25 protein-coding genes and 2 tRNA genes are annotated in these 25267 nt (G+C 57.6%); 4 read left to right on the forward strand and 23 right to left on the reverse strand.

Annotated elements, in window-relative coordinates:
- Positions 1 to 33: 33 nt before the first annotated feature.
- The 4 genes from KGB18_RS05130 to KGB18_RS05145 form a co-directional block, all read right to left on the reverse strand.
- Positions 34 to 243 (reverse strand): hypothetical protein, encoded by a 210-nt coding sequence (locus KGB18_RS05130; protein WP_158273936.1) that lies wholly within the window; start codon positions 241 to 243, stop codon positions 34 to 36.
- A 263-nt stretch (positions 244 to 506) separates the two neighbouring features.
- Positions 507 to 1280, reverse strand: coding sequence for an SDR family oxidoreductase (locus KGB18_RS05135; RefSeq protein WP_108216483.1), 774 nt, complete (start codon positions 1278 to 1280; stop codon positions 507 to 509).
- A gap of 100 nt (positions 1281 to 1380) precedes the next feature.
- Positions 1381 to 2211 carry an SDR family NAD(P)-dependent oxidoreductase gene (locus KGB18_RS05140; RefSeq protein ID WP_108216160.1) on the reverse strand — a complete coding sequence of 277 codons (831 nt, stop codon included), beginning with the start codon at positions 2209 to 2211 and terminating at the stop codon, positions 1381 to 1383.
- 49 nt (positions 2212 to 2260) lie between these two features.
- Positions 2261 to 3172, reverse strand: a complete 912-nt coding sequence (locus KGB18_RS05145) for an alpha/beta hydrolase (RefSeq protein ID WP_108216161.1) — start codon at positions 3170 to 3172, stop codon at positions 2261 to 2263.
- Here KGB18_RS05145 and KGB18_RS05150 point away from each other — a divergent pair.
- Positions 3171 to 3899, forward strand: a complete 729-nt coding sequence (locus KGB18_RS05150; RefSeq protein ID WP_154861231.1) for a TetR/AcrR family transcriptional regulator — start codon at positions 3171 to 3173, stop codon at positions 3897 to 3899. The genes KGB18_RS05145 and KGB18_RS05150 overlap by 2 nt on opposite strands.
- Positions 3900 to 4401: 502 nt before the next feature.
- Here KGB18_RS05150 and KGB18_RS05155 read toward each other — a convergent pair.
- From KGB18_RS05155 to KGB18_RS05200, 10 genes are all read right to left on the reverse strand, one after another.
- On the reverse strand, positions 4402 to 4677 hold the full coding sequence (locus KGB18_RS05155) for a hypothetical protein (RefSeq protein ID WP_108216163.1): 276 nt from the start codon (positions 4675 to 4677) through the stop codon (positions 4402 to 4404).
- Positions 4674 to 5654: an integrase domain-containing protein gene (locus tag KGB18_RS05160; RefSeq protein ID WP_108216164.1), complete on the reverse strand. Its 981-nt coding sequence runs from the start codon at positions 5652 to 5654 to the stop codon at positions 4674 to 4676. Before KGB18_RS05160 ends, KGB18_RS05155 begins: the two co-directional genes overlap by 4 nt.
- 904 nt (positions 5655 to 6558) lie before the next feature.
- On the reverse strand, positions 6559 to 7887 hold the full coding sequence (locus KGB18_RS05165) for a tyrosine-type recombinase/integrase (RefSeq protein ID WP_108216166.1): 1329 nt from the start codon (positions 7885 to 7887) through the stop codon (positions 6559 to 6561).
- A 164-nt stretch (positions 7888 to 8051) separates the two neighbouring features.
- Positions 8052 to 8127 (reverse strand) — tRNA-Thr (locus KGB18_RS05170).
- A 174-nt stretch (positions 8128 to 8301) separates the two neighbouring features.
- Positions 8302 to 8469 (reverse strand): hypothetical protein, encoded by a 168-nt coding sequence (locus KGB18_RS29935; protein ID WP_223569489.1) that lies wholly within the window; start codon positions 8467 to 8469, stop codon positions 8302 to 8304.
- 330 nt (positions 8470 to 8799) lie between these two features.
- A complete protein-coding gene (locus KGB18_RS05180) occupies positions 8800 to 10029 on the reverse strand; it encodes a methyltransferase (protein WP_223569490.1) in 1230 nt (409 codons plus the stop codon).
- Positions 10010 to 10699, reverse strand: coding sequence for an ABC transporter permease (locus KGB18_RS05185; protein ID WP_123721658.1), 690 nt, complete (start codon positions 10697 to 10699; stop codon positions 10010 to 10012). Before KGB18_RS05185 ends, KGB18_RS05180 begins: the two co-directional genes overlap by 20 nt.
- Complete coding sequence (locus KGB18_RS05190; RefSeq protein ID WP_123721657.1) at positions 10696 to 11391, reverse strand: ABC transporter permease; 696 nt, start codon at positions 11389 to 11391, stop codon at positions 10696 to 10698. The genes KGB18_RS05185 and KGB18_RS05190 overlap by 4 nt, the downstream gene beginning before the upstream one ends.
- A gap of 78 nt (positions 11392 to 11469) precedes the next feature.
- Positions 11470 to 12216 (reverse strand): ABC transporter substrate-binding protein, encoded by a 747-nt coding sequence (locus KGB18_RS05195; protein WP_123721656.1) that lies wholly within the window; start codon positions 12214 to 12216, stop codon positions 11470 to 11472.
- Between the two features lie 13 nt (positions 12217 to 12229).
- Positions 12230 to 13003 carry an ABC transporter ATP-binding protein gene (locus KGB18_RS05200; protein WP_007897462.1) on the reverse strand — a complete coding sequence of 258 codons (774 nt, stop codon included), beginning with the start codon at positions 13001 to 13003 and terminating at the stop codon, positions 12230 to 12232.
- A 563-nt stretch (positions 13004 to 13566) separates the two neighbouring features.
- On the opposite strand from KGB18_RS05200, the gene gabP reads away from it, so the two are divergent.
- A complete protein-coding gene (gene gabP / locus KGB18_RS05205; protein ID WP_123721655.1) occupies positions 13567 to 14961 on the forward strand; it encodes a GABA permease in 1395 nt (464 codons plus the stop codon).
- A gap of 70 nt (positions 14962 to 15031) precedes the next feature.
- Here the strand turns inward: gabP and KGB18_RS05210 are convergent, their stop codons facing one another.
- From KGB18_RS05210 to KGB18_RS05225, 4 genes are all read right to left on the reverse strand, one after another.
- Complete coding sequence (locus KGB18_RS05210) at positions 15032 to 15484, reverse strand: hypothetical protein (RefSeq protein WP_123721654.1); 453 nt, start codon at positions 15482 to 15484, stop codon at positions 15032 to 15034.
- A 6-nt stretch (positions 15485 to 15490) separates the two neighbouring features.
- On the reverse strand, positions 15491 to 15907 hold the full coding sequence (locus KGB18_RS05215) for a hypothetical protein (protein ID WP_123721653.1): 417 nt from the start codon (positions 15905 to 15907) through the stop codon (positions 15491 to 15493).
- Positions 15908 to 15944: 37 nt separating this feature from the next.
- Positions 15945 to 16919 carry an alpha/beta fold hydrolase gene (locus KGB18_RS05220; RefSeq protein ID WP_223569491.1) on the reverse strand — a complete coding sequence of 325 codons (975 nt, stop codon included), beginning with the start codon at positions 16917 to 16919 and terminating at the stop codon, positions 15945 to 15947.
- 69 nt (positions 16920 to 16988) lie between these two features.
- A complete protein-coding gene (locus tag KGB18_RS05225) occupies positions 16989 to 18047 on the reverse strand; it encodes a YhcG family protein (protein ID WP_123721652.1) in 1059 nt (352 codons plus the stop codon).
- A gap of 261 nt (positions 18048 to 18308) precedes the next feature.
- Here KGB18_RS05225 and KGB18_RS05230 point away from each other — a divergent pair, with 261 nt between their 5' ends.
- Positions 18309 to 18758, forward strand: coding sequence for a carboxypeptidase regulatory-like domain-containing protein (locus tag KGB18_RS05230; RefSeq protein ID WP_223569492.1), 450 nt, complete (start codon positions 18309 to 18311; stop codon positions 18756 to 18758).
- Between the two features lie 84 nt (positions 18759 to 18842).
- On the opposite strand, the gene KGB18_RS05235 is transcribed toward KGB18_RS05230, so the two are convergent.
- The 5 genes from KGB18_RS05235 to KGB18_RS05255 all read right to left on the reverse strand — a co-directional run bounded on the left by KGB18_RS05235 (position 18843) and on the right by KGB18_RS05255 (position 23068).
- Positions 18843 to 18918: transfer RNA gene (locus tag KGB18_RS05235), tRNA-Phe, on the reverse strand.
- 103 nt (positions 18919 to 19021) lie between these two features.
- Positions 19022 to 19294, reverse strand: a complete 273-nt coding sequence (locus KGB18_RS05240; protein ID WP_007897448.1) for an oxidative damage protection protein — start codon at positions 19292 to 19294, stop codon at positions 19022 to 19024.
- Entirely contained in the window at positions 19291 to 20358 is a 1068-nt protein-coding gene (gene mutY / locus KGB18_RS05245) for an A/G-specific adenine glycosylase (RefSeq protein WP_123721636.1), read from the reverse strand. The genes KGB18_RS05240 and mutY overlap by 4 nt, the downstream gene beginning before the upstream one ends.
- Positions 20355 to 22586, reverse strand: a complete 2232-nt coding sequence (locus tag KGB18_RS05250; RefSeq protein ID WP_123721635.1) for an AsmA family protein — start codon at positions 22584 to 22586, stop codon at positions 20355 to 20357. The genes mutY and KGB18_RS05250 overlap by 4 nt, the downstream gene beginning before the upstream one ends.
- 77 nt (positions 22587 to 22663) lie before the next feature.
- Complete coding sequence (locus tag KGB18_RS05255) at positions 22664 to 23068, reverse strand: acetyl-CoA sensor PanZ family protein (RefSeq protein ID WP_123721634.1); 405 nt, start codon at positions 23066 to 23068, stop codon at positions 22664 to 22666.
- A gap of 266 nt (positions 23069 to 23334) precedes the next feature.
- Here KGB18_RS05255 and KGB18_RS05260 point away from each other — a divergent pair, with 266 nt between their 5' ends.
- On the forward strand, positions 23335 to 24996 hold the full coding sequence (locus KGB18_RS05260; RefSeq protein WP_123721633.1) for an OFA family MFS transporter: 1662 nt from the start codon (positions 23335 to 23337) through the stop codon (positions 24994 to 24996).
- Positions 24997 to 25267 lie beyond the last annotated feature (271 nt).

The following is a 25267-nucleotide window of genomic DNA, read 5'->3' on the forward strand; positions in this document are numbered from 1 at the left end:
GCTACGCCGGCAACTAGCTCCGATCACGGGCGATCAGAACGCGCCTGAAGTTCCGTTATGCGCCAAAGCCGTGAGAAATCCCTCTAGCCACTCATGGCGCTGCCGGTAGGCTTCATCCGTGACATGGCCATAAGGGCAGTCGAAGAGTGTTCGGCCGGAAAGTCCCGACTCGAATCCGACATCAAAAGGCTTTTTCTCTGCCTTAGTGCTGAGCTCCTCAAGTTCATGAAGGGTGATGATCATGATCATTCCTCGTGTAGCCCAGAAGGGCGTAATTGGTCGGGCAGAAGATAAGAAGGGGCTTGAATCCGCTCCAAGGTTTCTATTACCGATCGGCAACACTTTACTTATTGCAGGCAAGGGCGCCTCACCGGAGAACTGTTCGTTGATCCAGTTCTCCTACTACTATTATTGCCAGAGTTAGATTGTTCGGTGGCTAGAAGCTATATATGATGACCCCTTCTCCGTAACGGATACCAAGTTGATGGAGACTAGAAGGTATTTAACTAATAGCCCGACAGATTCTTAATAATGGCTCTGCGCGTGCGCTGTGGCAGAAATTTAGTCACGGCACGCATCAGTCGAGGACGCCAGGTATCAACTTCCCAATGAACGCCCCTTCGGTTCTGCACGGCTTTCCATACTGTTGCAGTAACATCGCTGGCTTTTAGATGAATACCTACCGAGTCGACGATATTTCCATGTGCCGCATCCATCATTGGCGTAGCCACAAAATTTGGCATCACGTCACATACATAAATCCCGTATCGATCCCACTCGATGTTTAAGGCCTCAGTAAATCCTTTTACCCAAAACTTGCTGGCTGAATATGATGCCTCGCTTGGTACGCCATATTCAGAACTGAGGGAACACATGTTAATCATCGCCGGCTCCGCGCTTTCCTTAAGGTACGGGAGCGCATGGAAGGCACCAATCTGTATCCCCTTAGCATTGACATCGGTGACCGAGAGGTGTTTCTCAAGAGTCACTTTCTCAAAATCATCGATGAAGGCTATGCCTGCGTTGTTGAACAGCACATCAATGGCACCGCCGCTCTCGGACGCAAACTCACTTAACACGGCGGCAAACTCATCAGATTGAGTAACATCTAGACGACGATAGAAATGACTTCCACCAAGTTTCTTTTTCAGCATGACAAGGTCTGTCTCACTGATGTCTGTCGCTGCGACTCGGTATCCCTGCTTAGCAAAAAACAAGGCCGTTTCGGCACCAATTCCTTTGCCCGCGCCTGTGATGAATATAGTAGGTTTATTGTTCATCTTAATGTCCATGTGTAAGCCGCTTAAGCGGAGCAAACTTGCTGACTGCCCTCTGAGCTTGGCACTGAGAGTAATAAATCAGTTTATCTGCACAGGGCAGTTATTTTTCCATCTTGCGAATCAGCGCATGAATTCTTTTATCACGGTCCAAAGTCAAATCCGTGAGCAGATTAAAGATCCCTCGAAGAATAGAAATGGGGATCCACCGGCGCGGACAGTTAATTCGGGCAGAACGAGTCTGAACCCCCTTGACGACTGCCTCCGCGATTCTCGCTGGCTGAATAGGCGCTCTCAACACACTTGGGTACGCCAGCTTCACAAGCTCAGTGGCTTCTGCATTCCCCCCAAAAGCGCTCTTGGCGATCGCTGTCGATACCCAACCTGGGTAAAGAACACCTGCAGTAGCACCTGTCCCTGCAAGTTCAGCCCGAAGAGAGCGGCCGAACATCTCTACACCAGCTTTGGACATGGCGTAGGGCGCATTCACCACCCCATTGACGAACGCATATACGGATGACGTGACTAGGACATGACCATTGCGGGCGCAAATCTGGGGCAGACACGCACGCACCGTCCGCCAAACACCCAATAGGTCGACCTCAACGACTCGTTCGAATGTCGCCTCGTCCATATTTCTGATGGTCGTGGGCGGATCACAGGCGATACCCGCATTAGCGAACACGACGTCGATTCCACCAAAGGTCTCTACAGCCCTCGCAACCGCTCGATCCAAATCTTCGCGGGAGGTGACGCTCGCGAATATCGCTAGAGTTCGTGGGCCAAGCTCCGTTGCAAGCTCTTGGATAGCGTTTTCTGTTACGTCCAGCAGTACAACCTTCGCGCCGACGGCATGCATTGCTCGAGCGGTTGCGGCACCAATGCCTCCGCCCGCGCCAGTAATTAATACGACCTTATCCTGCAAATGAAACATGTTCATATCTCGATATTGTTATTGTTGGGCAGACAGCGATGGCGCTAAGTCATGCAGCGTGGAAGCGTGCGGCTCCGCGTGAGACGCGACGCTTTAGAAAGGAAATTTGCTTCTGGATGACATGCTCGAAGGCCTCCCCGACATAGATGTCGAAATGTCCTTCCTTGCACATATGAATTTCAGCGTCAGGAGCCCTTTTGGCATGGCGCAATGTGGGGCCTGTAGGTGCGACGCTATCTGTTTCGCAGATGCAAAATAAAATTGGGCAAAGAAGCTTCGGGGTCTTTTTCCCCGGCCTATAGAGCCCGATAGCCAGCGCAAATCGAGCCGCTACGTAATTCTTGAAAGGGTATTTAGCGGGTACCAATCCAAGATACCCAGACTCCGCATCCGGTGCGGTCATAAGCGCCGCAGACCACTTTGGCCCAGCTAATTTGGCGGTTACAGGCCCGGCACCAATTAGAGAGCAAGCCACGTCGGCGACACCCCATGCGGTCAATTTGAGCGAAGTGAACAGGTCGACCTTTAGTAATGACGCCAACCCATCAGTAAAAGGGCACTGGGCCATCACAGCTGCGATCTTTGCATCAGCCGCTGCGGTGTAGATCACGTGCCCGCCGCTAAACGAAGTGCCCCATAGGACTACCTTTGCGGCATCCAAATCGTCATGGGTTCGAGCATAGGCAACGGCTGATCGCCAATCCTCCTGCTGACGCTTGATGTCCAGCAGTTGCCTAGGTTCGCCTTGGCTTGCACCAAAGTTGCGGTAGTCGAACACCAGGCATGCGTATCCGGCCTCACAGAAGCGCTCGGCAAACGCTTCTAGGCGCATTTCTCGTACGCCACCCAGGCCGTGAGCCATCACGATGACGGGATGTGGCTTAGGTTGTTCTGGCAGGTACAGCCAAGCGGCGCACCTTGCGTCGCCGGATGGAAAAGAGACATCGAGACGTTGGAACATGGCGGGTACCTTTGTTATTTTTTTGATGCTATTCCACTTTTGGATGAACATACAACAACCAATCGTCGTGTATACTCGCGCCATGACAAATTCCACGCCCTCTACTCCCGCTCCCGCTCCCACTCGCACCCAGCGCAAGGCTGAAGCCACGCGGCTAGCGATAATCCAGAATGCCGAAGCCTTGCTTTTGGAGGGCGGAGCGGCCGCTTTTACTCTCGAGGCCGTAGCTGAACGGGCAGATATTGCGGTGCAGACCATCTACAACAGGATTGGCGGGCGATCAGCTTTGCTTATGGCTGTTGCTGAACGGGCCTTTGAGGAAAACAAGGTTTACATGGACGCAGCTTATGCGGCTGCCGGGACGCCCATGGAGCGACTTTGGATCGTTGCACAGGGTTATTTTCGCTTCGCTTGTGAGCGGCCAAATGAGTTCCGCCTGCTCGCAGATCCCCCCAATGAGCCTGAAGCGGTCGCGCGAATGAGCGATTTGATAAGGCACCAGAACAGCAAGATGGAAGCAGCCTTACGCGATGGCATAGCTGACGGCACCATTGACCCCACGATAGACCCATGCCTGGCTGCCACCTCGTTATGGGCAGCTGCAAATGGCATCCTGAGCTTGTCTTGGCGGGCGGATGCAACTCCTATAAGTCAAAACGGAATGGAGCAGTTGTGGGCGCAATGGGTGAGTATTGTCGTCAAGGGCATCTCCATACGCCGTACATGATTCTTTGCAGTCCGTCATGAAAGAAGTGACTACCCCCGCTCCGGTAGACATCCCCGGCCATGCTGGATCGCCTCTGCTTTTGTAGTCACTCGATGACCGCTTTTGGCCGATTCTGTTGAAAAGTCGGTTCGCCCAAACAGTCTGGTCATTCACTGGTTAAATCGCCTTTTTTGCACGCTGCTACGTAAAGTCTGCGTCCGGAAGCCTCTGCCGAAAGCAAAGATTTAAATCTCGGACGCATACTTTTCTGCTGCGCAAACCATGGCCGACTTTTTCAACAGAATCGACCGGAAGCAGTCGTTCCTGGACGTCCGCTTCTGGCCCAGGCTGTGTAAATAAGCAGGCACCGTTTTAAAGTCTGCGTCGCTACGTAAAATCTGGCAGTCCTTGGTTAATCAGCAGACCTGAAATTTGCGTAGGAACGCGATTTCCGTTCTGGTTCTGAACCTCAATCCTGCGCTAAAACGTTTTTACACAGCCTCGGCCGTCTTCTGACATTCGTTTAGCGGTTGAACTGAAAGGGTTTTCCTAAGCGATGAGTGAGTAATTGCATGGTCAGCAAATAGTAATACCGCGTCGATTCAGCGTGCTGGTTTAGGTGGTGATTCAAAAACCACGCCAGGTGTTTTCTTTGCCAAGTCCATGGATTGTCGCGTTGCCAGCGCTCAGCGATTGCTGTTTGGATAGCCTTCGCCTGACGTAGGTGGCGTTGGCGGGTGGTATGCGACCCGGTCAGGACGCCTGACAGGAACAGCTCCATATCGAATGGCTTGCTCATGCTCGACCACCAATGTAAGCCGACACCACGTCGATACGGCCATGCCCCAGCTCATAGCTGATTTGTACTCGGGCATCCTGATCTAGGCGTCGGTCGAGTTGATAGCAATGGCCTCCGTTGATGGGGGCGGGATGGCGGGTGATTTGCTCATAGCGTTCGCACGCATAAGCCGCGCGCAGTTCGTGGAAGCCTTTGAAGTTGTGCGTATGGAGGATATCTCGGGCGGGGCGGACGATCCCCTGCAAGAAATCGAGGTAGCTTTCGTTCGGTGCCAGCAGGTTGCGGCCACCATCGGGCGAAACCTGTTCGGCAAACCTCAGAGCTTCTCGAATATGGTCATCTACCGTAATCCAGCGAGGTGCTGACGCACCGGATCGGCCGCCTTTGGTGCCGTCCTGGATGTTGATCTTGTCGTAGTGTTCGGCTTCACGCTTGAGTCGCGGTAGGTCGGCCAGAATCGCTTCGCGCAGACGCATGCCAGTGGCTCGCGTTAACTTAGCGATGGCCGCGGTGCGCGGCTGCTGATGTTTGCAAAGTACCTCTACGATCCGCTTCACGTGTTCGCGGTCTTGGCCTTGTGGCACCGAGCAACGAACGCTGGTGCGCCGCATTCCCAGCGCCTTGCTCGGACTCGGCACTTTCACATACTGATCACCGCGAAGCGCGGCCATGGTCCGGTTGACGCTGGACAACCGGTTTAGCGCGGTGGCGATGGCGAGCTCACCTTGGTCAACTTGCTGACGCAGATGTCCGGCGTAGTCCAGCAAGGTCTGCCAATTAATTTGCCGCGCATCGTTAAACCCCGGCCCTTCCTCCGACCGACACCAGCGTACAAACGCTTGCCACCGATCACTGTGCGCCTTGACCGTGCCGTAATGCCCGCCGCCAAACAGGTCTTTCAGTGCCTGCGGTCCTGCAAAGCTCAGTTGCCGGCCATAGCCAAAATTGCGCCCATCTCGTCTAGCTACTAATCCCATGACCATATTCCTCTCGAAGCCAAACCTTCGAAACCTTCCCCACGTCATCCCGCCAAGAATGCTGAGTGTTATCAGGGATCAAGGCCCCTGCGACCTGTGAGGGTTGTCCACTAACGCGGGACTGGCGGCTCTTTACGACCGGGAGCTTAGGCATCTCATAATCTGGCCTCCTGAGCACTTCCGCAGAAGTGGGCGGGTGGAGGCTGCACTGGCTGACGAGACCAGCGCCGCGAGATCCTGAGTCGGGTGAAGGCAGTGAGGCGACGACCGGGGCATACCTGACTGTCAGTCAGGTGCAGTCCATTCCGTGGGCTGCGGCACCATCATCGGCATCGCTGTTGCTGGTAACTTCGGTGTTTGTCACGCCGATTGTCACGAGGGGGAATGCCGCAAAGCCTTGTACGAGTTGGGCTGCAGCAGTGGTAGTAGCGCCCGTCTCTTTCCGGAAGAAAGAGACGGGCGCAGGTTGGCGCAATGAAATGGCCAAGCGGATAGGTTGCTGCAGGGCAGCGAAGTAAAGGGGCATCTGGCGCACGAGGGCCATGAGTAGAAGTGGCATCCATCACATGGGTAGTGACCGTGCGTGCTGCCGGACGCTAAACGCACTTGGGGAGAACCACCACGGTGTGGCGTAGCCTTAAAGGTCCTGGCTACCTGGGTCGCTGTCAACGACAGCGCTTTGCCAGATCTTTTCTACGCCTGTGGATAATTCGGGTCAAGGCTCGAATTTCCGGGAGTTCTGCGGCTGTGGATGAAATTATCCACCAGTGGAAATCAGTGGTTTTCCACAGACAGTTTGCGTGGGCTTTAGATTTTTTAAATGAGGTCCATCCAAGCAGGGCGGCTTTGCAGCCCCGCTTGGATGGACCCGCGTGGAAGGGCGGACTGCGGTGATCTCTTTGGCTTACCCACGTTTGGATGCGCCACGGCTATTTTGTAGGGCTGTAATGTTGTCGCCGACCGGGTGAGCGAATTCGTGGGGCGTCACATGCCCATGGCGGTTGGCGTCGATGTAGTTGCTCCACCACGCCATGATCAGCCGACGCTGTTCGAGGAATTCGGCCTTGTGGATATAAGCGGCGCGCACGCGGTTGCGTTCCTTGTGACTCATTTGCCGTTCGATGGCTGCGTCGGTCCATAACCCGGACTCCAGCAGGGCGCTACAGGCCATGGTCCTGAAGCCGTGGCCGCACACGTCCTTGCTGGTGTCATAGCCGACGTTGCGGAGCATGGTGTTCACCGTGTTCTCGGACATGGGCTTCCAGTACTTGTGGTCTCCCGGTAGCACTAACTCTGAAAAACGACTGAGGCTGCGCAGGCGCTCCAGTATTTCGATGACCTGCGGCGAGAGCGGAACCATTTGAATGTCGCCGTTCATTTTGGTCCCGCGTGTGGAGTTGCGTACCCCTTCAATCGGTGCGCGGGTATCGGGGATTTCCCACATGGCGCGTTGGAAGTCGAACTCACTCCATCGCGCGAAGCGCAGTTCGCTGGAGCGGACAAATACATGCAGCGTCAACAGGACGGCGAGGCGCGTCAGCTCGCGGCCGTTGTAGTTGTCGATACGGTGTAGAAGCTCGGGTAGACGGTTGAGGGAGAGGGCCGGGCGATGGATTGTGCGCGGCGCGTGAATCGAGCCTGCCAGATCCAGTGCAGGATTCATGGTGATCTGCCGAGCCCTTTTGGCCCCGCGCATGATGGTGGATAAGTAGTTCTGTACCCTTAACGCCACATCCATGGTGCCGCGTTCCTTGATGCGCTGGGTGATCTCTAGCAGGTCGTGGGTATCGAGTTCGGCGATGGGGCGTTGGCCGATCAGCGGGAAGACGTGGGTGCGCAGTCGGCTCATTACGGTTTTTGCGTGGCCTTCGGTCCAGCGACGGGACATGTCGGCGTGCCACTCCAGAGCAACGGTTTCGAAAAGCAGTGCCGCCCGCTGGGCTACGATCTTGGCCTTCTTCTTTTCTTCCATTGGGTCGAGGTTGTCGAGCAACAACGCCTTGGCTTCATCGCGCTTACGTCGTGCGACGGAAAGGGTAACGATGGGGTAATTGCCGATGATGAGCGTACCTTCCTTGCCACTGGGCTTGGTGTATTTCAAGCGCCAGGTCTTCACGCCATTGGGTTTGACGAAAAGGTACATGCCGCCGCCGTCGAACAGTTTGTAGGCGTGTTCGCGGGTTTTGGCCGTGCGGCATTGCAGGTCGCTGAGGGGGATCGCTAGACGTGGCATAGGGGTACGCGCTCCTGACCGGGAAATCGCAGTACCCCTAACATACCCTCGGGGAAGGGGGATTTTGTTGGATCCCGACGGAGGGTCCTGGAACGAAAAAACCCGCCAAAGGGCGGGTTTTCGGGGCTTCCAGAGTATTCGGTGGAATGCAATGGAGCCTAATGTGGTGCCGGCACCAGGAGTCGAACCCGGGACCTACTGATTACAAGTCAGTTGCTCTACCAACTGAGCTATACCGGCGTGTTAGGGCGACGATTATAGCGATTGGGTTGGTTCTGTAAACCCCTGAATTCAGACTATTTTTATGCAGGCGTTTGATCTGGCGTGAACCAGCACGTTCTTGAGTTTCTGAAGGGTGCGCCAGGCTCGGCTGTTTTGCATCGTCCATAGCTGCGCTTCAGCGTGTTCGGCGCGTTACAGGGCGGCGGCGAGGTGGTTTTCGGTGTCGGGGATGGAGGTCTGAAGTTGTGGGCTTTGCGGAAATGGAAGTCGTCCAGGTTGCGCGGCGGGATGTCGAAGGCGGGTTTGAGTGCGCCACAGGCGGATGTCTTCGAAATTCTGTGCATAAGAAATGAACGTCACGGTCGCATCCTGTCGGTCAGTTTTTTCTTGTTCATGACCGTATTGTCGGCGTTCTTGTGAACGTGTATTGCAGGCGCAATTTTCCGCTATGGATGTCCGGTATTCGGCGGTTATGTCGTTTTGATGAAATGCTTATGCACAATGGACTAGGGGCGACTACCTGTTCATTACGATTTTGTAGACTCGTTCTCATTTGTCCGCAAATGCCTGTTTTGCGGGTTTTTTATTTGTGTGAACAAAAAATGACCAGCAGTGTTTATGGCATAAAACAGCGTGGATATTGGATCCACGATAATTCCATCAACAGAGTTATCCACAGGCTGTGGCTGTTTAAGGACGTTCTGCAAGGAGTAGAAAATTGCGCGGCGTGAGTGGAGTTTCACAGAAGGTGCCGAGACGAACGGTGTAACCCTGCTGAATGAGGAAAAGTGCCCGATCAAGTACCAGCCACAGTTCCAGCGGCCGTCGGAAAAGACCTCGCAGCAGCTCCAGATTGCGGACTTCAGCCAATCGCTGCCAACCGGCGGCTTCCAGTGTAGTCCAATCTGGCGCGCCGACTGTGGATAAGTCTTTGAGCGCGGCCAGGTCGCGGCAGTAATCGGCGAAAGGTTTGTCCAGCCAGGCGCTGGGCAGGGAAGGGGTTGGCAGGTATTCGTCGACGTCGCGCAGTTGTCGTTGCAGAAGGTCGAACGCCAGGCGCCGGGCCATGGAGGTGTCACGCTGACGTCGGACGCGAGCACCGGCGGTGACGGTTTCGCTCATCGGTAGCGCAAGATCATCGAGGGAAAGGTGTAGGTCGGAGCGCTCAGCCGCACAGGAAAGCGGCTGATAGGTGTTCAGACTGATCCGGTTGTAGCAGCAGGGTGCGATGGCCAGTTGTTTGCAACCGGCGGCGCTGGCGAGCTGGATCAGCCGTACATGCAGATCACCGCAGGCGTGCAAAGCGACCGGCGTGTGATCGGCGTTCAATAAAGAGGCTGCGCCAGGCGCGAGTACATCCTGCTCGACATGCAGCGCATGCAATTGATGACGCTGGCTGAGTGTCTGGCCGCTGGCAACCAGCGCCGGGTCGAACTCCAGGCACGTCAGTTGTTGCCCGGTTTGCAGCAGGCGTCGCCCCAAATGGCCCTTGCCCGAACACCAATCCAGCCAATGCTTCGGTGCCGAAGCGAACTCCAACCGACTGGCGAAGGCTTCGATCTGCTGCCACTTGCGCCCTGGCACATCCACATTCAAGCGATGGCCTGCCGCTTCAAGTGCACGAGCCGGCAATTCACCCACCGCGCTCAGTTCAGCAGACATCGCCGCCAATGAAGCAAACGGCTTCGGCGCATCGAGCAAGCAAGGTTGGTTATGACTGCTTTCCGCATCCTCCAGCGACCGCCCGCGTAGCCCAAACGCCAACTCCGGGTAGGACGCTTCCCAAGGAAGTTGCAGATGTGTAAACGGTCGAGGCTTCCACACCGACTGATGCTCGATCAAAAAAGCATCCAGCGCGGTGAAACGGGCGAGCAAGGCCTCGCCCGTCAGCACGCAGGAATCAACGCCCTTGGCAGGCATCGACGCGCAACCAGCGCTCCAGCAGCTTGAAGCCACGAACCAGCACGTAGGCCATCAGCAGATAGAACATGCCTGCTGCGAAGAAGATCTCCACCGGCAGGTAGGTGCGGGCAATGATGGTGCGGGCCATGCCGGTCAGTTCCAGCAAGGTCACAGTACTGGCCAGGGCGCTGGCCTTGAGCATCAGGATCACTTCGTTGCTGTAGGCCGGCAGGCCGATGCGCGCAGCACGCGGCAGCATGATGTAGAACAGCGCTTTGGCCCGGGACATGCCCAGCGCCCGCGCCGCTTCAATCTCGCCCGGTGGAATCGCCTGGATCGCGCCGCGCAGGATCTCGGCGATGTAGGCCGCGGTGTGCAGGGTCATGGTCACGGTGGCGCACCAGAACGGACTGCGCAGATACGGCCACATCGAGCTGTTACGCACCGCGTCGAACTGCGCCAGGCCGTAGTAGACCAGAAACAGCTGAACCAGCAACGGCGTGCCACGGAAAAAGAAGATGTAGCCGTAGGGGAATGCCCGCACGTACCAGAGTCGTGACGAACGAGCGATGCCCAGCGGAATCGCCAGCAGTAACCCGGCGATCACGGCGATAGCCACCAGTTCGAGGGTCAGTGTCGCGCCCTGAGCCAGTTTCGGCAGCCACTTGATGATGACTTCCCAGTTCATTGGGTGCTCCTCGCGAAGCCGCGAGCGGCGCGTCGTTCCATAAAGTGCATGCCGGTCATGGCCAGAACGGTCAGACCCAGATACATGAAGGCGGCCACCATATAGAAGGTGAACGGTTGCTTGGACACGGTCACACCGATTTGTGCGTGGCGCATGATTTCTTCCAGGCCGATGACGGAGACCAGCGCGGTGTCTTTCATCAGGATCATGAACAGGTTGCCCAGGCCGGGAAGGGCGATGCGCCACATCTGCGGCATGATCAGCCGGGTAAAGATGCGAAATTTCGACAGGCCCAGGGCCACACCGGCTTCACGGTGACCCTTTGGGATCGCCAGAATCGCACCGCGAAACACTTCCGTGGCGTAGGCGCCGAAGCACAGCCCCAGCGCAATCACGCCGGCGGCGAAGGCGTTGAGTTCGAGGTCGGGGTTGCCGAAGAACTCGCCCAGGGCACGCATCAGGTTGACCGTGCCGAAGTAGATCAACAGCACCCAAAGCAATTCCGGGATACCGCGAACCAGCGTCGAATAAGTGCCGCCAAGCCATTGCAGCGGCTTGTACGGGGAAGTCTTGGCCAAGGCGCCGAGCAGACCGAGCACCAGCCCCAGGCACAAGGCCGAGAGTGCCAGTTTCACAGTCATCAGCGCACCAGCGGCGAGCGCCGGGCCGAATCCGTAGAGGTCGATAATCATGGATTTCTTTTCAAATCGCGGCAGGCAATGCCAGGGACTGGCGCCGTCAGCGAACGGCGCCGGTCAGGCAGGTCAGAATCAATAGATGCTGAACGGGAAGTACTTGTCATTGATGCTTTTGTAAGTGCCGTCAGCGACGATTTCCTTCAGCGCGGCGTTCAGCTTCTCGCGAATCGGGTCGTTCTTGCGAACAGCGATACCGATCTTGTCGCTTTCTTCCACCGGGTCGCCCTTGAATTCGTAAGCCCGGCCGGCGTCGCTTTTCAGCCACTCATAGTTGACGTACTTGTCGGCCAGGATGCCGTCCAGACGACCCGAAGTCAGGTCCAGGTAGGCGTTTTCCTGGGTGTCGTAGAGTTTGACTTCAACGCCTTCCATGTTGTCTTCCAGCCAGGTGCCGGCCAGGGTCGCGCGTTGGGCGCCGATCACCTTGCCTTGCAACGACTCCTTGTCGGTTTTGAAGTCGACGTTTTTCGGCGCGATGAACTGCAGCTTGTTGGAGTAGTACGGGGCGGTGAAGTCCACCGCTTGCTTGCGCTCGTCGGTGATCGACATCGAGGAGATCAGAAAGTCGAACTTCTTGGCGTTCAGTGCCGGGATGATGCCGTCCCAGTCGGATGTAACCACCGTGCACTCGACTTTCATCTTGGCGCACAGGGCATCACCGATATCTTTGTCGAAGCCGACGACATTGCCACTGGCATCTTTGTTGTTGAACGGCGGGTAGGCCGCTTCGATGCCCATCTTCAAGGTCTCGGCGGCGGCACCGGCGCTGAAGGCCAGGGTGACAGCAGCGGCCAGGAAGATTTTTTTGTAGTTCTGCATGCGGGTAGCTCCGTTAGCGGTTGCTGGACATGAATTGTTTGCAGCGTGCCGAAAGCGGGTTTTCGAACACCTGCTGCGGCGATCCTTGTTCTTCTACCAAGCCTTGGTGGAGGAACACCACTTCGCTGGAAACCTGACGGGCGAAGCCCATTTCATGGGTCACGAGCAGCATGGTGCGGCCTTCTTCGGCCAATGCGCGGATGACATTAAGTACTTCCTGGACCATTTCCGGGTCAAGGGCGGAGGTGGGTTCGTCGAACAGGATCACCTTGGGCTGCATCGCCAGGGTGCGGGCGATGGCCGCGCGTTGCTGCTGGCCGCCGGAAAGTTGCGCCGGGTAGGCGTGACGCTTGTCAGCGATGCCGACCTTGGCCAGCAAGGCTTCGGCGACTTCGATGGCTTCGGCCTTGCTTTGGCCGAGCACGCGACGCGGGGCTTCGATGATGTTGTCGAGCACGCTCATGTGCGGCCAGAGATTAAAGTTTTGAAATACAAAACCGATCTCGCTGCGCAGGCGATTGATCTGCTTGCCGTCGGCAGCGACCAGTTCGCCGTTCTTGGCGGCTTTGAGCTTGAGTTCTTCGCCGGCTACCAGGATCTGACCCTGGTGCGGGTTTTCCAGCAGGTTGATGCAACGCAGAAAGGTGGACTTGCCGGAACCGGAGGAGCCCAGGATCGAGATCACGTCGCCGTCGCGGGCGGTCAGCGAGATGCCTTTGAGCACCTCAAGCTGTCCGTAGCGTTTGTGCAAGTTGCGGATTTCAAGCGCGGGCGTGGCCTCAGCCATGTGCGTTCCTCATAGTGTTTTCGCTCCTGCTGTTGGTGGCCTTCCTGGCGAGGCGGCCAAGCTAGCATAGCGTTCGAATGGCAGCCAACAGCGCTACGGACGGTAAACGGGTGGCATGTGGCAGGTTGTCGCATCGGCACAGCAGACTGTCGCGCTGCTATCAACCGAACAGTCGTTTGAACCCTGCCTTTGAATAAAGAGACGGGGTGGCTGTTCCAAAAAAAGGCGCGATGTTGCCAGCTTTGATGGGGTGTTGGAAGCGCTAACCGGACAAACGTTCCTGATCTGCACTTTTATTGTGCGAGCACGAATTTTTTGGTGTGTTTCCGGTGCGCTGATTCGTTCTTGAAGTGGGTGGCAGGGTAACGCTCTGGCGAAATGCCATTGATCTCAATGACTTGCGATGACTGCTCGATTCACGCGCAGGCCCCGTATAGCGGGCGTATGAAACATTTTGGCGCAATTATTGCGTGCAGAATAAGAAACGCCCTGTTGGATTCTTTTTACGAGAAGGAATGTCAGACCGGGCCGACGTCATCGCTTTACTTGCAAAGGTAGTCTTAATGAGTAGTAGCCAAAGCTCCTCCAACGGCCTCGAGCAGGGGCTAAAACCGCGTCATGTGACCATGCTGTCGATCGCCGGGGTTATCGGCGCCGGGCTGTTTGTCGGCTCCGGCCACGCCATCGCTGCTGCAGGCCCGGCCGTGCTGTTGGCCTACGCGGCCGCCGGTGCTCTGGTGGTTCTGGTAATGCGAATGCTCGGCGAGATGGCCGTTGCATCGCCAGACACAGGCTCCTTCTCGACGTACGCCGATCGCGCGATCGGTCACTGGGCCGGTTTCACCATCGGCTGGCTCTACTGGTGGTTCTGGGTTTTGGTCATTCCGCTGGAGGCTAACGCTGCCGCAACCATCCTGCATGCCTGGTTCCCGAATGTGGCGATCTGGGCCTTCACGCTGGTTATCACGTTGCTGCTTACGGTGACCAACCTGTTCAGTGTGAAGAACTACGGAGAGTTCGAGTTCTGGTTCGCCCTGGTCAAAGTCGTAGCGATCATCGGCTTTATCGGTCTTGGCATTCTGGCGATCTTCGGCTTCCTGCCTACCAGCCAGGTCAGCGGCGTGTCGCATTTGTTTGACACTCAAGGGTTTCTGCCAAACGGCATGGGCGCGGTGCTGGGTGCCATCCTGACCACCATGTTTTCCTTCATGGGCACCGAGATCGTGACCATCGCGGCCGCGGAATCGAAGAACCCTGGCCAGCAGATTTCCAAGGCTACCAACTCGGTCATCTGGCGGATTGGCTTGTTCTACCTCGTGTCCATCTTCATCGTTGTGGCCTTGGTGCCATGGAACGACCCGATTCTCGCCAGCGTCGGTTCCTACCAGACCGTGCTGGAACGCATGGGTATCCCGAATGCCAAGCTGATCGTCGATATCGTGGTTCTGGTTGCGGTAACCAGCTGCCTGAACTCGGCGCTGTACACCGCCTCGCGCATGATGTTCTCTCTGGGCAAACGCGGTGATGCGCCTGCCGTTTCCCAGCGCACCAACAAGAGCGGCACGCCGTACTGGGCCGTCATGTTGTCCACCGGTGCTGCGTTTATCGCGGTTTTCGCCAACTATGTGGCCCCGGCCGCTGTATTCGAATTCCTGCTGGCCAGCTCTGGCGCCATCGCGTTGTTGGTGTACCTGGTGATCGCGATTTCGCAACTGCGTATGCGCAAACAGCGTATGGCTCGCGGGGAAAAAATCGCATTCAGCATGTGGCTGTTCCCGGGCCTGACCTACGCGGTGATCATATTCATCGTTGCGGCCCTGACCATCATGCTGTTCCAGGAAGCCCATCGCGTGGAGATCCTCGCGACCGGCCTGTTGAGCTTGTTGGTAGTGGCTGCCGGGTTGTTTGTGGCTCGCCGTCGCAAGCAGCAGAAAGTGGGCGCGGTGGTGCTGAACTGATTCACGCTGGGTAATGCAAAACGGCCGCTGTCAGTGATGACAAGCGGCCGTTTTTACTTCCGGGTTGGCCTCACTCGGCCTTTTCCACCGGCAGGTCCAGCGACTGACGATAACTGTCCAGCGCATCGCCAAAGTCGGTGATGAATTGCGGGTCTGTCAGCCAGGCCTGGGCGGTGTCGCGGTCCATGCCATCGGCCCACATGCGGTAGTCGATCAGCATGTCGGCGGCCAGGTGCGTGGCGGCCATGGCTTCGTTGTCGGCGTTTTCCATGTCCAGCAATTCTGGATGGTCGCTGATGATTTCGGCGAGGTCCGACAGCAGGGTCAGCAGCATGTCGTTGCGGCTGGTGGCCTCGGCGTCACGCATTTTGCTGAACATCGCCAGGGTGTATTCCGGAATCGGCTCGCCGAGTTCGCCCAGATCATCGTCCAGCTCGGCGGGTTTCCTGCCGACCATGCGGATTTGCTTGGCTTTGGCCTTTGCGCGTTTGGCGCGTTTCTGTTGCTTGTTCAGGGATGCCATGGGAACTCAGTTTGGTTTCTGTTGGGTTTGGGCCGCGATGGCGTCGGACGCCGCCACGTAGTCAGCCTGGAAGGCCGTAGACTCGATCCACGCCAGGGCGCCGGCTTCGTCGGTCTCGGTGGACCATTGGCGGTATTCGATCAGTGCCGCGAGGATGAAGTCCATTGCGCCTTCTTCACCTTCCTGCTCGTACACCAGTTCCAGCAGCGGGTCTTCGAGGAAGGCTGCGCACATCGCTTGCTGACTGATTTTTTCAGCGTCGATCATTTTCTTGAACAGTTCGGTCAGGTCCACCGATTCGAAGTCGATGCGATCGTCGTTCGGGTCCAGCTCGACCGGCGCGGCAGCCCGCTGGGTGCGGTTCTGCTTGGCTTTGGCTTTGGCGCGGGAGGCGCGTTTGTTCTGCTTGTTGGCGGAGGCCATGGGCGTCGTTCCGTAATTCATTGAGGGGGCGCATCCATCAACTGCGTGGCACTCGCCGCCCGGGTGTATCGGGGGCCAGCTCGCCGGTCTGCAGCCAGGACAGTGCAATGGGCCATAGTGTGGCTTGGTATGCGCTGCGAAAAAAGGCGAAATGTCCGACTTCTTCTTCGCCGATGTCTTCGGGGGCGATTCGCAGGTGGGTGTTTGTACTGCCAGTGAAGTAGCCGAGCAGGCGTTCGATGGCCGGAATCGTGCCATAGGGATCGTCGCTGAGGCTGATCGCCAGGGTCTGGGCGGTGACGTTAGCGAAGGGAAGCTGGCCGTTTTTGACGTGGATCACACGACCGCTGGGGCGTTTCTCGTATCGGGCGGTGGGCTTGCTCCAGTCGCGAACTACGCCAGCCGGGGTGTCTTCGAGCCAGCCGAGGCGTTTGCCGGGAAAGTAGCCGTACAGCATGGTCATCAATGGCATCACCACATGCCACTTGCCAAACATTCGCCAGCGATGAGCAGGGGCGTAGTCGCGCCAGTAAGCGAACTGCGCACCCACTGTCACCAGGCGTCGGATCACATGCCCGGAGGTTCCCAGTCCGGCCGCGCAACCGCCGAAGCTGTGGCCGACGACATTGATGGGTTGTTCCGCAAACTCGCGTTGCGCCCTTTGCAGCATCGCCTCGAAATCCAGCGCGCCCCAGTCGGACCATGAGGCCTCAAGCCCCTTCAGCGACGCAGGGCGCGACTCGCCGATGCCGCGGTAGTCATAGGTGATCACGTCGAAGCCGTTGGCGAACAGGTAATCGGCGAAGCGCGAGTAGTGTCGGCAACGAACTGAAGTAGCGGCGTTGATGATCACCACAGGACGGGTTGGGTCTTGATTCGCATGCCGCCAGGTGAAGCCGCCAAGGATGAAGCCATCGGCGGCGGGCTCGTTGAAAGATTCACCAGGTGTGCCGGTGGGTAACGGCAATTCAAGTTGCGTCGGGGCCAGTGAGGGCATGTCCTGCAAATTCATCGGCGTTGAACCTTTGCGGTTAGCCAACCACCATAGTCTTCGCGCTGTTTATGAACAATCCACCGGTGCTTATCGGAGCCTTTGCTTGAGTAACCGCTCCTCAAGCACCGCCCATTCCCGATCCAGTTCTGTGCGAAGTTCCTCCTCGCTCGGCAGCACCAGTCTGTAGGTACTGGCGAACAGTTGTTCGTTGCCTTGCAGCACTGAATAGCGCACCACCGATTCATCTTTTTGTGCGCAGAGAATAAGGCCGACGGTGGGGCTATCCTCCGGGCCGCGCTTGAGGTCGTCGTACATGCGCACGTACATGTCCATCTGGCCGACATCCTGGTGGGTCAGTACGCCGCGCTTGAGGTCGAAGATGACGAAGCACTTGAGCAGGTAGTTGTAGAACACCAGGTCGATGTAGAAGTCTTTGCTCTCGGTACTGATGCGTTGCTGGCGAGCGATGAAGGCGAAGCCTTTGCCCAATTCGAGCAGGAAGCCCTGGAGTTGATTGATCAATGCTTGTTCAAGTTCGCTTTCCTGGATCAAGCCCGCATTGGGCAGGCCGAGAAATTCCAATAGGACTGGGTCGCGGATGAAATCCCGAGGGCTGGCGTTCATTTGCTGGATATTGGTGGCGGCTTCCTGTTTGACGGCAGCCCGGTCGCGGCTCGCCAGCAGGCGTTCGTAATAGAGGGTATTGATCTGGCGCTCGAGGGCGCGACTTGACCAGTTCTGCAGAGCGGATTCGTTCATGTACCAGTGGCGAGCGTTGTCGTTGTCGACTCGTAGCAGTCTGCGGTAATGGGTCCAGCTCAATTCGGAACGCACTGCGTTCCAAATTGGAAAGGTCTGATAAAAGTCCCGCATGTATCGAAGGTTGCGTTCGTCAAAACCTTTCCCAAACTGCTCCGTCAGTACTTTCGCCAGCGTCGATAGCAACTGCTTGCCATACACCGCCCGCCGAGCGCCTTCCTGCTCAAACTCCACAATATGCCGTCCGATCTGCCAACAGGTTTGCACCTGAACGGTATCGACCGCTCGCAGCACCTTCTGACGCGCGTCACGGATCAATTCGCCAAGATTGCCGAGCAGTGAAGTGATCTGTGGATCTTGAGTGTTACCGGGTTTGAGGGAGCTCATGACATTTTCCGCGGCTAAGGAAACAGGCGGAAGAGGATGGCAAGAGAGTGATAGTCCGCGATGCCGGGCGTTGCTGGTAAATCGGAAGGAAAGGCGAATTTGCTTTGCAGGACCGGGCCGACGGCAGCCCATGTATGAGGAGCACATCATGTAGTCCGATTCGCAGTGAGCCCAAGTGCTAATCGATCTAAAACTTGAACATTCGGTAACAAATCTAAAAAGAGTAACGATTGGGTTCTGCGTAACCCGGGAGTCGCCATCATGAAGAACGTCCATTCATTCATGCTGCCCATCGCCGCCGTCGGCGTACTGATGTTTCCAGTCATGCTTAACGCGGCCAGTCTTGAACCGATCGACAGCACAGGCGTGCAAGTCCAGCAGCAACAGCAAAACGGGATTACTTACCTGTCCGGGGGGATCGGAGAGGATGAGGCTCGAGCTATTCAACAAGCGCAGGGCTACAACCTGCACATGACTTTCTCCATCGGGGCGGAGGGCAAATATGTTCCGGATGTGAATCTGGTCATTAAGAAAGATCCGGGGCAACCCGTGCTGACGCTGAGCGAAGCCGGCCCGTTGGTTTATGTTCAGCTGCCACCTGGCAAGTACACCGTCGTCGCGACACGCAATGGTGAGGAACGGCGTGATACGGCGGAGGTAGGAAGCGGCGCCGCTCGCAATCTTGTCTTCCACTGGAATACTGAAAACTAGCCCAAGAGAGACGCTTGCACGATGCCTGATCAAATCGCGGGCATAAAAAAACCCTGAATCTTGCGATTCAGGGTTTTCGGTATTTGGTGCCCAGAGACGGAATCGAACCGCCGACACGGGGATTTTCAATCCCCTGCTCTACCGACTGAGCTATCTGGGCAACGGGGCGCATTAAACTGGTTTTTCAGGGGGTCGTCAAGAAAGTTTTCAAAAAAATTTTAATTATTACCGTCGCTTACGATCCGACCCCCGAAAAAACGGGATTATTCAGCGGGCGGAACGTAGCCTTCGGCCTTGGCGTATTCCTCGCCGGAAAAGAACTTGTCCATCTCGCCTTGAAGATATTTGCGGTCTTCGGCGTTCATCATGTTCAGGCGTTTTTCGTTGATCAGCAGGGTCTGGTGTTTCTGCCAGTCGGCCCAGGCCTTGGCCGAGACGTGGTCAAAAATGTCCTGACCTTTTGCACCCGGAAATGGAGCGCGCTCCAGGGCGGGCAATTCTTCTTTGTACTTGCGGCACATGATGGTGCGGGTCATGACGACTCTCCTGCGTTCAATACGGCGGCCGCGCGTTCGAGCAAGGTTTTGACCGGGGCGGCAAGGCCCAGGCGCGGCGGGGTGGCGAGGTTATACCAGAGCCAGTCGGCCTCGGCCACGTGATGGCCGGCCTCTTGGACCTGAACCAGCCAGGGTTCGATGGATAACTGAAAGTGGCTGAAAGTGTGCACCAGGTTCGGCAGTGCCTGTTGGTTGCCCAATTCCAGCGAATGCTGCGAAGCCAGATGTTGCAGGTCGTCGAGGTCGTCGAGTTCCGGCAGGCTCCAGAGACCGCCCCACAGGCCCGTGGAAGGGCGACGGTAAAGCAGAATCGCCCCTTCGCCGTTGGCGAGCATCGGCATCAGCGTTCGCTTCTGTGGCACGGCTTTGCGCGGCTTGGGGATCGGGTAGCGGGTTTCCAGACCAAGCATGTGCGCCTCGCAGCCCTTTTCCAGCGGGCAGAGCAGACAGCTCGGTTTGCTACGGGTGCAGAGCGTGGCGCCCAGATCCATCATCGCCTGGGTGTAGGCGTTGACCCGATCATGTGGCGTGAAGCGCTCAGCGTTGGCCCACAGCTGTTTGGCAACCTTGGGCTCGCCCGGATAACCCTCTTGCGCGGTAAAGCGCGCCAGCACCCGTTTGACGTTGCCATCGAGGATCGGCGCCCGCAGGCCCATGCTCAGGCTGGCAATCGCGCCGGCTGTGGACAGGCCGATACCCGGCAGACCTGTGAGCTTTTCCACATCACGGGGAAACTCGCCGCCATATTCGGCAACGACAATCTTCGCGGTTTTCTGCAGATTGCGCGCGCGGGTGTAGTAACCGAGACCGGTCCACAGGTGCAGCACTTCGTCTTCCGGCGCGGCGGCCAGAGCTTCGACCGTTGGCAGCGAAGCCATGAAACGGTCGAAGTAATTCAGCACGGTGCTGACCTGGGTCTGCTGCAACATGATTTCCGAGACCCACACCCGGTAAGGGGTGATGCCCTGTTGCCAAGGCAAATCGTGGCGGCCGTGGCGGTCGTACCAATCCAGCACCGCCGTTGAAAACTGCTCGGCTCTCATCGCTTGAACAGCCCCTTGAGCGCGTTTTTCAGTTCCGGGCTGACTTTATCGCCAAGCTTCTCGTCGATTTTTTCGCTGATCCGCTCACCGGCCAGTTTGCTCGCGACTTGTCCCATGCGTTCGTTGTCGACGCGGCAAGCCTTGGCACCCAGTTCCAGCGGGCCACGGCAGCGCAGTGGCCACTCGATGCCGATGAAGCGCTCGCTGACCTGGCAGGCCGGGTCCGGCATGTCGCTCTTGTCGCCTTCGACGATGACGCCGACGCGGTAATCCATGCCCAGCACCCGCAGGTCGATGTCGCCGTTACCGTTGACGGTCATGCCCGGGATGCGCACTTTCAGGTCGGGGTTGCTGGCCACGCCGTTGTGGAAGGTCAGGTTGCCCTTGAGCTCTTCGAACGGTGTGTCCTTGCCCCGTGGCTCGCCCGTGAGGGTTTTGCGATTCAGGGTGGCGATGCCTTTGCACAGTTGCTGCTCAAGGTTGGCATTGAGCAGCACGCCGTTGTTGATGACGAAACTGGCATTGCCGTTGAGGTTATCGATCAGCACGCTCTGGCTATTGCCGCTGCTGGTCAGCGCGCTATCGAGCGTAACCAGGCCTTGGACCGGTGGATTTTTCCCCTGGCTTTCGAGGATTTTTTCTACAGGCACTTTGCTGATGCGCGTCTGCATGTTCAGCGCCGGCACTTGCTGGCGCACGTCCAGGGTACCTTTGGCTTCGAAGTTGCCGTCGTACAGGTCGCCGCGCAGGTTCTCCAGCGTCAGCAGGCCGCCTTGGCCGGTGGCCTTGAGTGCAGCATTCTGAATCGGCAGTTTGTCGAGGGTCAGCTGGCCGAAGGTCAGGTCGGCGTTCACGTCGAGTTTGCTCAGGCGTTCCACCGGCAACAGACGCTCGGTGCTCCACGGGCCTTTGGTCGGTGAGGGCGGCAGCGGTGAACTGCCTGCGCCAGCCATGGCCTCGCTCTCGGTGCTGGCCACTTCGGCCTGACGCACCTGCTTCGCGCTGTTGGCTTCGGCGGATTTTGGCGGCAAGTAACGATCGACGTTGAAGGTGTCAGCCTTGAGGTTCAGTCGCAGCGATTGCTTGGCGAAGTCCTCGACAGCGATGCGGCCGCTGAAAGTGCTGTCATCGAGCTTCAGGTTGAGGTTGTCGAGGGTCAAACTGGTCGGCGTGCCGGCAACCTGGCTGGCCAGTTCGACTTTGCTCAGGCTGCCTTCGGCCATCGCCGGGAGTTTCTGGCCGATGCTGTCGACGAATTTCGCCAGATCGAACTGGGCAATCGACAGGCCACCGCTGATTTGCGGGGTCTTGTCGAGGTCGTTGGCCTTCAGTTCGCCCAAGGCGCGCAGCTGGTTGGCGGAGATTTTGATGCCGGTCCATTCGGCGACGTTGGCGGCCTTGTCCAGCAGCAGCTGGCCTTGAGCGGCGAAGGTCATGGTTTTGCCTTGCAGCGGATCGCCAGCGACTTCACCGGAGAGTTTCATGTCTTCGAATTTGTAGCGCTGCAGCGCACGCTCGAAACGCAACTCGCCGGCCAGCTCGGTCCGCACCCGCAGCACCGGTTGGTTGGTACCGAGGAACGCGGTGAGTTTGACCGGGATGTTGGTCGAGTCGTGCACGGGGCCAGTGCTCAGCTGGATGCTTTCGGCGCTGAACTGCTTGCCGGTTTTCTCGTCGCTGTACTCAACGCGGGCGTTGTTGACGGTCAGGCTGTCGATGTCCAGGCGGATCGGCTGGGCCGGTTTTTCTGCCTGGGCGGTAGTGGTTGGTGCAGGTTCGCCGGTGGCGGGCGGCGTGACCGAGGTCGTCGAGGTGGCAGGCGCCGGGACCTTGCCGATGTCTTCCCAGTTACCGTGGCCGTCCTTGTCGCGGTTCAGGCGCAGGCTCAGGCCTTCGACGCGCACATCGCTCATCTGCACTTCGCGGCGCAGCAGCGGAATCACGCGGACTGACAGGCCAAGCATCTGCAAGTCTGCGAACGGTTCGGCAGGCTTGGCCAGGGTTGCAACACTGGCTTCGTGCAATTCCAGGCCCAGCCAGGGAAACAGGCTCCAGCCGATATCGCCATTGAGCGTCAGCTCGATGTGGGCCTTGTCGCGGGCAATCTGGCGAATCTCGTCTTTATAGTCGTTGGGATCGAAGAGGTGGGTCAGGGCAAAGCCCAGCGCCACAATGATCAGCAACAGCCCGAGAAGTACCAGACCCAGGATTTTGCCGAACGCTTTCATGGGCGAGTCCTTGTATTAGTCGAATTCGAAATTTAGCCGGGGAGTATAGCGCTCCGAAGTGGCTGACCGGTCAGCGATCACATCGGGAGCTCATCCAGCGGCACCTTCAGCTTAGCTGCCAGCGCTTGAGCTTCGAGGTGCCCGGCAGGCGCCAACAGCCGCAATGTCGCGCCTGATTGCGACGCCATTTTCTGCGCTTCGTTCACCAGGCGCTCGGCAACCCCACGACGACGGGTGATTTTTCGTACGCATAAATGGGACAGATGCCAGACGTCGTTGTGCTGTTGCAAACGTGCCGCACCCAACAGCCGATCGTTGAAACGTCCGGCGATCAGCGAACCGTCCTGCAGGCAGTCTTCGATCAGCTGCATCTCCCCAGTGAATGGCGCAAACAGCCAGTCCGGGGCGTCGCGGTAGATCTTCTGCAGATCTTGCTGATCCTGATATGTGGCTTGGTTCAGCAGTTCGACAATGATCGGCATGATGCTTCCTTTGAAAAGTTAATCCGGCCCCTACGTGTGAAAACATGTTCTTGCGGTTGTACGAGAACAGATGACATACAAAAGGTGATATCAGTTTGGTTTTTCTGTCACGTGCAAATGGTAACCTCTGCCCGTTCGTCCGTCCCTTCTGCGGCGTGATGTCGCACCAAAATGGAGCTTCACCTAAAAAACAGTCATGCCTGCGTGCATTAAGGCTGGGGGTGAAGAACGGCTGGCGAACAATACTAATAATTGGGGGAAACACCATGACTACGAGCATCACGGCGGACGGCTTTGCCGACCAGCCCGCGTTCCTGTCCAAGGAACGCATCATCGCCAAGCCCGGTTTTAACCGTTGGCTGGTACCACCGGCCGCTCTGGCCATCCACCTGTGCATCGGCATGGCCTACGGCTTTTCGGTGTTCTGGTTGCCGTTGTCCAAAGCCCTGGGCGTCACCAAGGCCGTGACTTGCGCGCCGGACATGAGCTTCATCGCTCAGGTCTTTTCGTCTCAATGCGACTGGCCGATCTCGATGCTCGGCTGGATCTACACCCTGTTCTTCATCTTCCTTGGCTGCTCGGCAGCAATCTGGGGCGGTTGGCTGGAACACGCAGGTCCGCGCAAGGCCGGTGTGGTGTCGGCGCTGTGCTGGTGTGGCGGTCTGCTGATTTCGGCGTTGGGGGTCTATACCCACCAGATCTGGCTGATGTGGATCGGCTCCGGAGTCATTGGCGGTATTGGCCTGGGCCTGGGTTACATCTCGCCGGTCTCGACCCTGATCAAGTGGTTCCCGGACAAGCGCGGCATGGCCACAGGCATGGCGATCATGGGCTTCGGCGGTGGCGCGATGGTTGGTGCTCCACTGGCTGCAGCGCTGATGGGCCACTTCGCTTCGCCAACCAGCGTGGGCGTATGGCAGAGCTTCCTGGTAATGGCCGCGATCTACTTCGTGTTCATGATCGGTGGCGCGTTGTCCTACCGCGTTCCGCCAACTGGCTGGAAGCCTGAAGGCTGGACTGCTCCGGCGAAAAAAGCTTCGAACTCGATGATCACTCACCGTCACGTCCATGTGAATGTGGCGTGGAAAACCCCGCAATTCCGTCTGGTGTGGCTGGTGCTGTGCCTGAACGTTTCGGCGGGTATTGGCATCCTCGGCATGGCTTCGCCACTGCTGCAGGAAGTCTTCGCCGGTAAATTGCTGGGCACCGACCAGACATTTGGTCAGCTGGATGCCGGGCAACTGGCCTCGATCGCAGCGATTGCGGCCGGTTTCACCGGTTTGCTGAGCCTGTTCAATATTGGTGGCCGGTTCTTCTGGGCTTCGTTCTCGGACTACCTGGGTCGCAAAAACACTTATTTCGTGTTCTTCGCTCTCGGTTTCGCGCTGTACGCGCTGATCCCGAATCTCGGTCACCTGGGCAACGTTGCGCTGTTCGTGGCGGCGTTCTGCATCATTCTGTCGATGTACGGCGGTGGTTTTGCGACGGTGCCGGCTTACCTGGCTGACTTGTTCGGCACGCAAATGGTCGGCGCGATCCACGGTCGTCTGCTGACGGCGTGGGCGGCGGCGGGTGTGTTGGGGCCGGTGTTGGTGAACTACCTGCGTGAATATCAGCTGAGCATCGGCGTTGAGCGTGCCGCGGCTTACGACATCACGCTGTACATCCTCGCGGGCCTGCTGGTGCTGGGTTTCCTGTGCAACCTGATGGTTCGCCCGGTGGCCGACAAGTACTTCATGACCGACGCTGAACTGGCGGCCGAACAGGCGCTGGGCCACGACAAGGGTGCTGACGCCAGCACCGTGCTGGAGTGGAAAGCGGATGCGGGCACCAAGCCGTTGGCGGTGGCTGCGTGGTTGGTGGTGGGCATTCCGTTGGCATGGGGTGTTTGGGTGACGCTGCAGAAAACCGCAGTGCTGTTCCACTAAGAGACGCTTTGTGCCTGGCATGTGTTGTATCAGGCACATTGGTTTTATGCCCGAAAAGATCGCAGCCTTCGGCAGCTCCTACGGTCAGCGTTCACATCACATTGTGTGGACGCGTCGGTGTAGGAGCTGCCGGAGGCTGCGATCTTTTGCTTGTACTGACATGTCTATCCCCGACGGCAGGGGATTCACTCCGTCAGTGATATCACCTCTCGTGTTTCTGTTTAGCGCCCGCGACCCTATAATGGCTGCCTTTTTCGCCCCAATGATTTTT

Origin of the sequence: Pseudomonas sp. BF-R-26 (assembly GCF_019947395.1) — a bacterium.
GTDB classification, from domain to species: Bacteria; Pseudomonadota; Gammaproteobacteria; order Pseudomonadales; family Pseudomonadaceae; genus Aquipseudomonas; species Aquipseudomonas farris.

Excerpts from the sequence above, each read along its gene's own strand:
- KGB18_RS05130 (WP_158273936.1), bottom strand. The coding sequence starts at position 243 with ATGATCATCACCCTTCATGAACTTGAGGAGCTCAGCACTAAGGCAGAG.
- KGB18_RS05135 (WP_108216483.1), bottom strand. The coding sequence starts at position 1,280 with ATGAACAATAAACCTACTATATTCATCACAGGCGCGGGCAAAGGAATT.
- KGB18_RS05140 (WP_108216160.1), bottom strand. The coding sequence starts at position 2,211 with ATGTTTCATTTGCAGGATAAGGTCGTATTAATTACTGGCGCGGGCGGA.
- KGB18_RS05150 (WP_154861231.1), top strand. The coding sequence starts at position 3,171 with ATGGCGGGTACCTTTGTTATTTTTTTGATGCTATTCCACTTTTGGATG.
- KGB18_RS05145 (WP_108216161.1), bottom strand. The coding sequence starts at position 3,172 with ATGTTCCAACGTCTCGATGTCTCTTTTCCATCCGGCGACGCAAGGTGC.
- KGB18_RS05155 (WP_108216163.1), bottom strand. The coding sequence starts at position 4,677 with ATGAGCAAGCCATTCGATATGGAGCTGTTCCTGTCAGGCGTCCTGACC.
- KGB18_RS05160 (WP_108216164.1), bottom strand. The coding sequence starts at position 5,654 with ATGGGATTAGTAGCTAGACGAGATGGGCGCAATTTTGGCTATGGCCGG.
- KGB18_RS05165 (WP_108216166.1), bottom strand. The coding sequence starts at position 7,887 with ATGCCACGTCTAGCGATCCCCCTCAGCGACCTGCAATGCCGCACGGCC.
- KGB18_RS05180 (WP_223569490.1), bottom strand. The coding sequence starts at position 10,029 with ATGCCTGCCAAGGGCGTTGATTCCTGCGTGCTGACGGGCGAGGCCTTG.
- KGB18_RS05185 (WP_123721658.1), bottom strand. The coding sequence starts at position 10,699 with ATGAACTGGGAAGTCATCATCAAGTGGCTGCCGAAACTGGCTCAGGGC.
- KGB18_RS05190 (WP_123721657.1), bottom strand. The coding sequence starts at position 11,391 with ATGATTATCGACCTCTACGGATTCGGCCCGGCGCTCGCCGCTGGTGCG.
- KGB18_RS05195 (WP_123721656.1), bottom strand. The coding sequence starts at position 12,216 with ATGCAGAACTACAAAAAAATCTTCCTGGCCGCTGCTGTCACCCTGGCC.
- KGB18_RS05200 (WP_007897462.1), bottom strand. The coding sequence starts at position 13,003 with ATGGCTGAGGCCACGCCCGCGCTTGAAATCCGCAACTTGCACAAACGC.
- gabP (WP_123721655.1), top strand. The coding sequence starts at position 13,567 with ATGAGTAGTAGCCAAAGCTCCTCCAACGGCCTCGAGCAGGGGCTAAAA.
- KGB18_RS05210 (WP_123721654.1), bottom strand. The coding sequence starts at position 15,484 with ATGGCATCCCTGAACAAGCAACAGAAACGCGCCAAACGCGCAAAGGCC.
- KGB18_RS05215 (WP_123721653.1), bottom strand. The coding sequence starts at position 15,907 with ATGGCCTCCGCCAACAAGCAGAACAAACGCGCCTCCCGCGCCAAAGCC.
- KGB18_RS05220 (WP_223569491.1), bottom strand. The coding sequence starts at position 16,919 with ATGAATTTGCAGGACATGCCCTCACTGGCCCCGACGCAACTTGAATTG.
- KGB18_RS05225 (WP_123721652.1), bottom strand. The coding sequence starts at position 18,047 with ATGAGCTCCCTCAAACCCGGTAACACTCAAGATCCACAGATCACTTCA.
- KGB18_RS05230 (WP_223569492.1), top strand. The coding sequence starts at position 18,309 with ATGAAGAACGTCCATTCATTCATGCTGCCCATCGCCGCCGTCGGCGTA.
- KGB18_RS05240 (WP_007897448.1), bottom strand. The coding sequence starts at position 19,294 with ATGACCCGCACCATCATGTGCCGCAAGTACAAAGAAGAATTGCCCGCC.
- mutY (WP_123721636.1), bottom strand. The coding sequence starts at position 20,358 with ATGAGAGCCGAGCAGTTTTCAACGGCGGTGCTGGATTGGTACGACCGC.
- KGB18_RS05250 (WP_123721635.1), bottom strand. The coding sequence starts at position 22,586 with ATGAAAGCGTTCGGCAAAATCCTGGGTCTGGTACTTCTCGGGCTGTTG.
- KGB18_RS05255 (WP_123721634.1), bottom strand. The coding sequence starts at position 23,068 with ATGCCGATCATTGTCGAACTGCTGAACCAAGCCACATATCAGGATCAG.
- KGB18_RS05260 (WP_123721633.1), top strand. The coding sequence starts at position 23,335 with ATGACTACGAGCATCACGGCGGACGGCTTTGCCGACCAGCCCGCGTTC.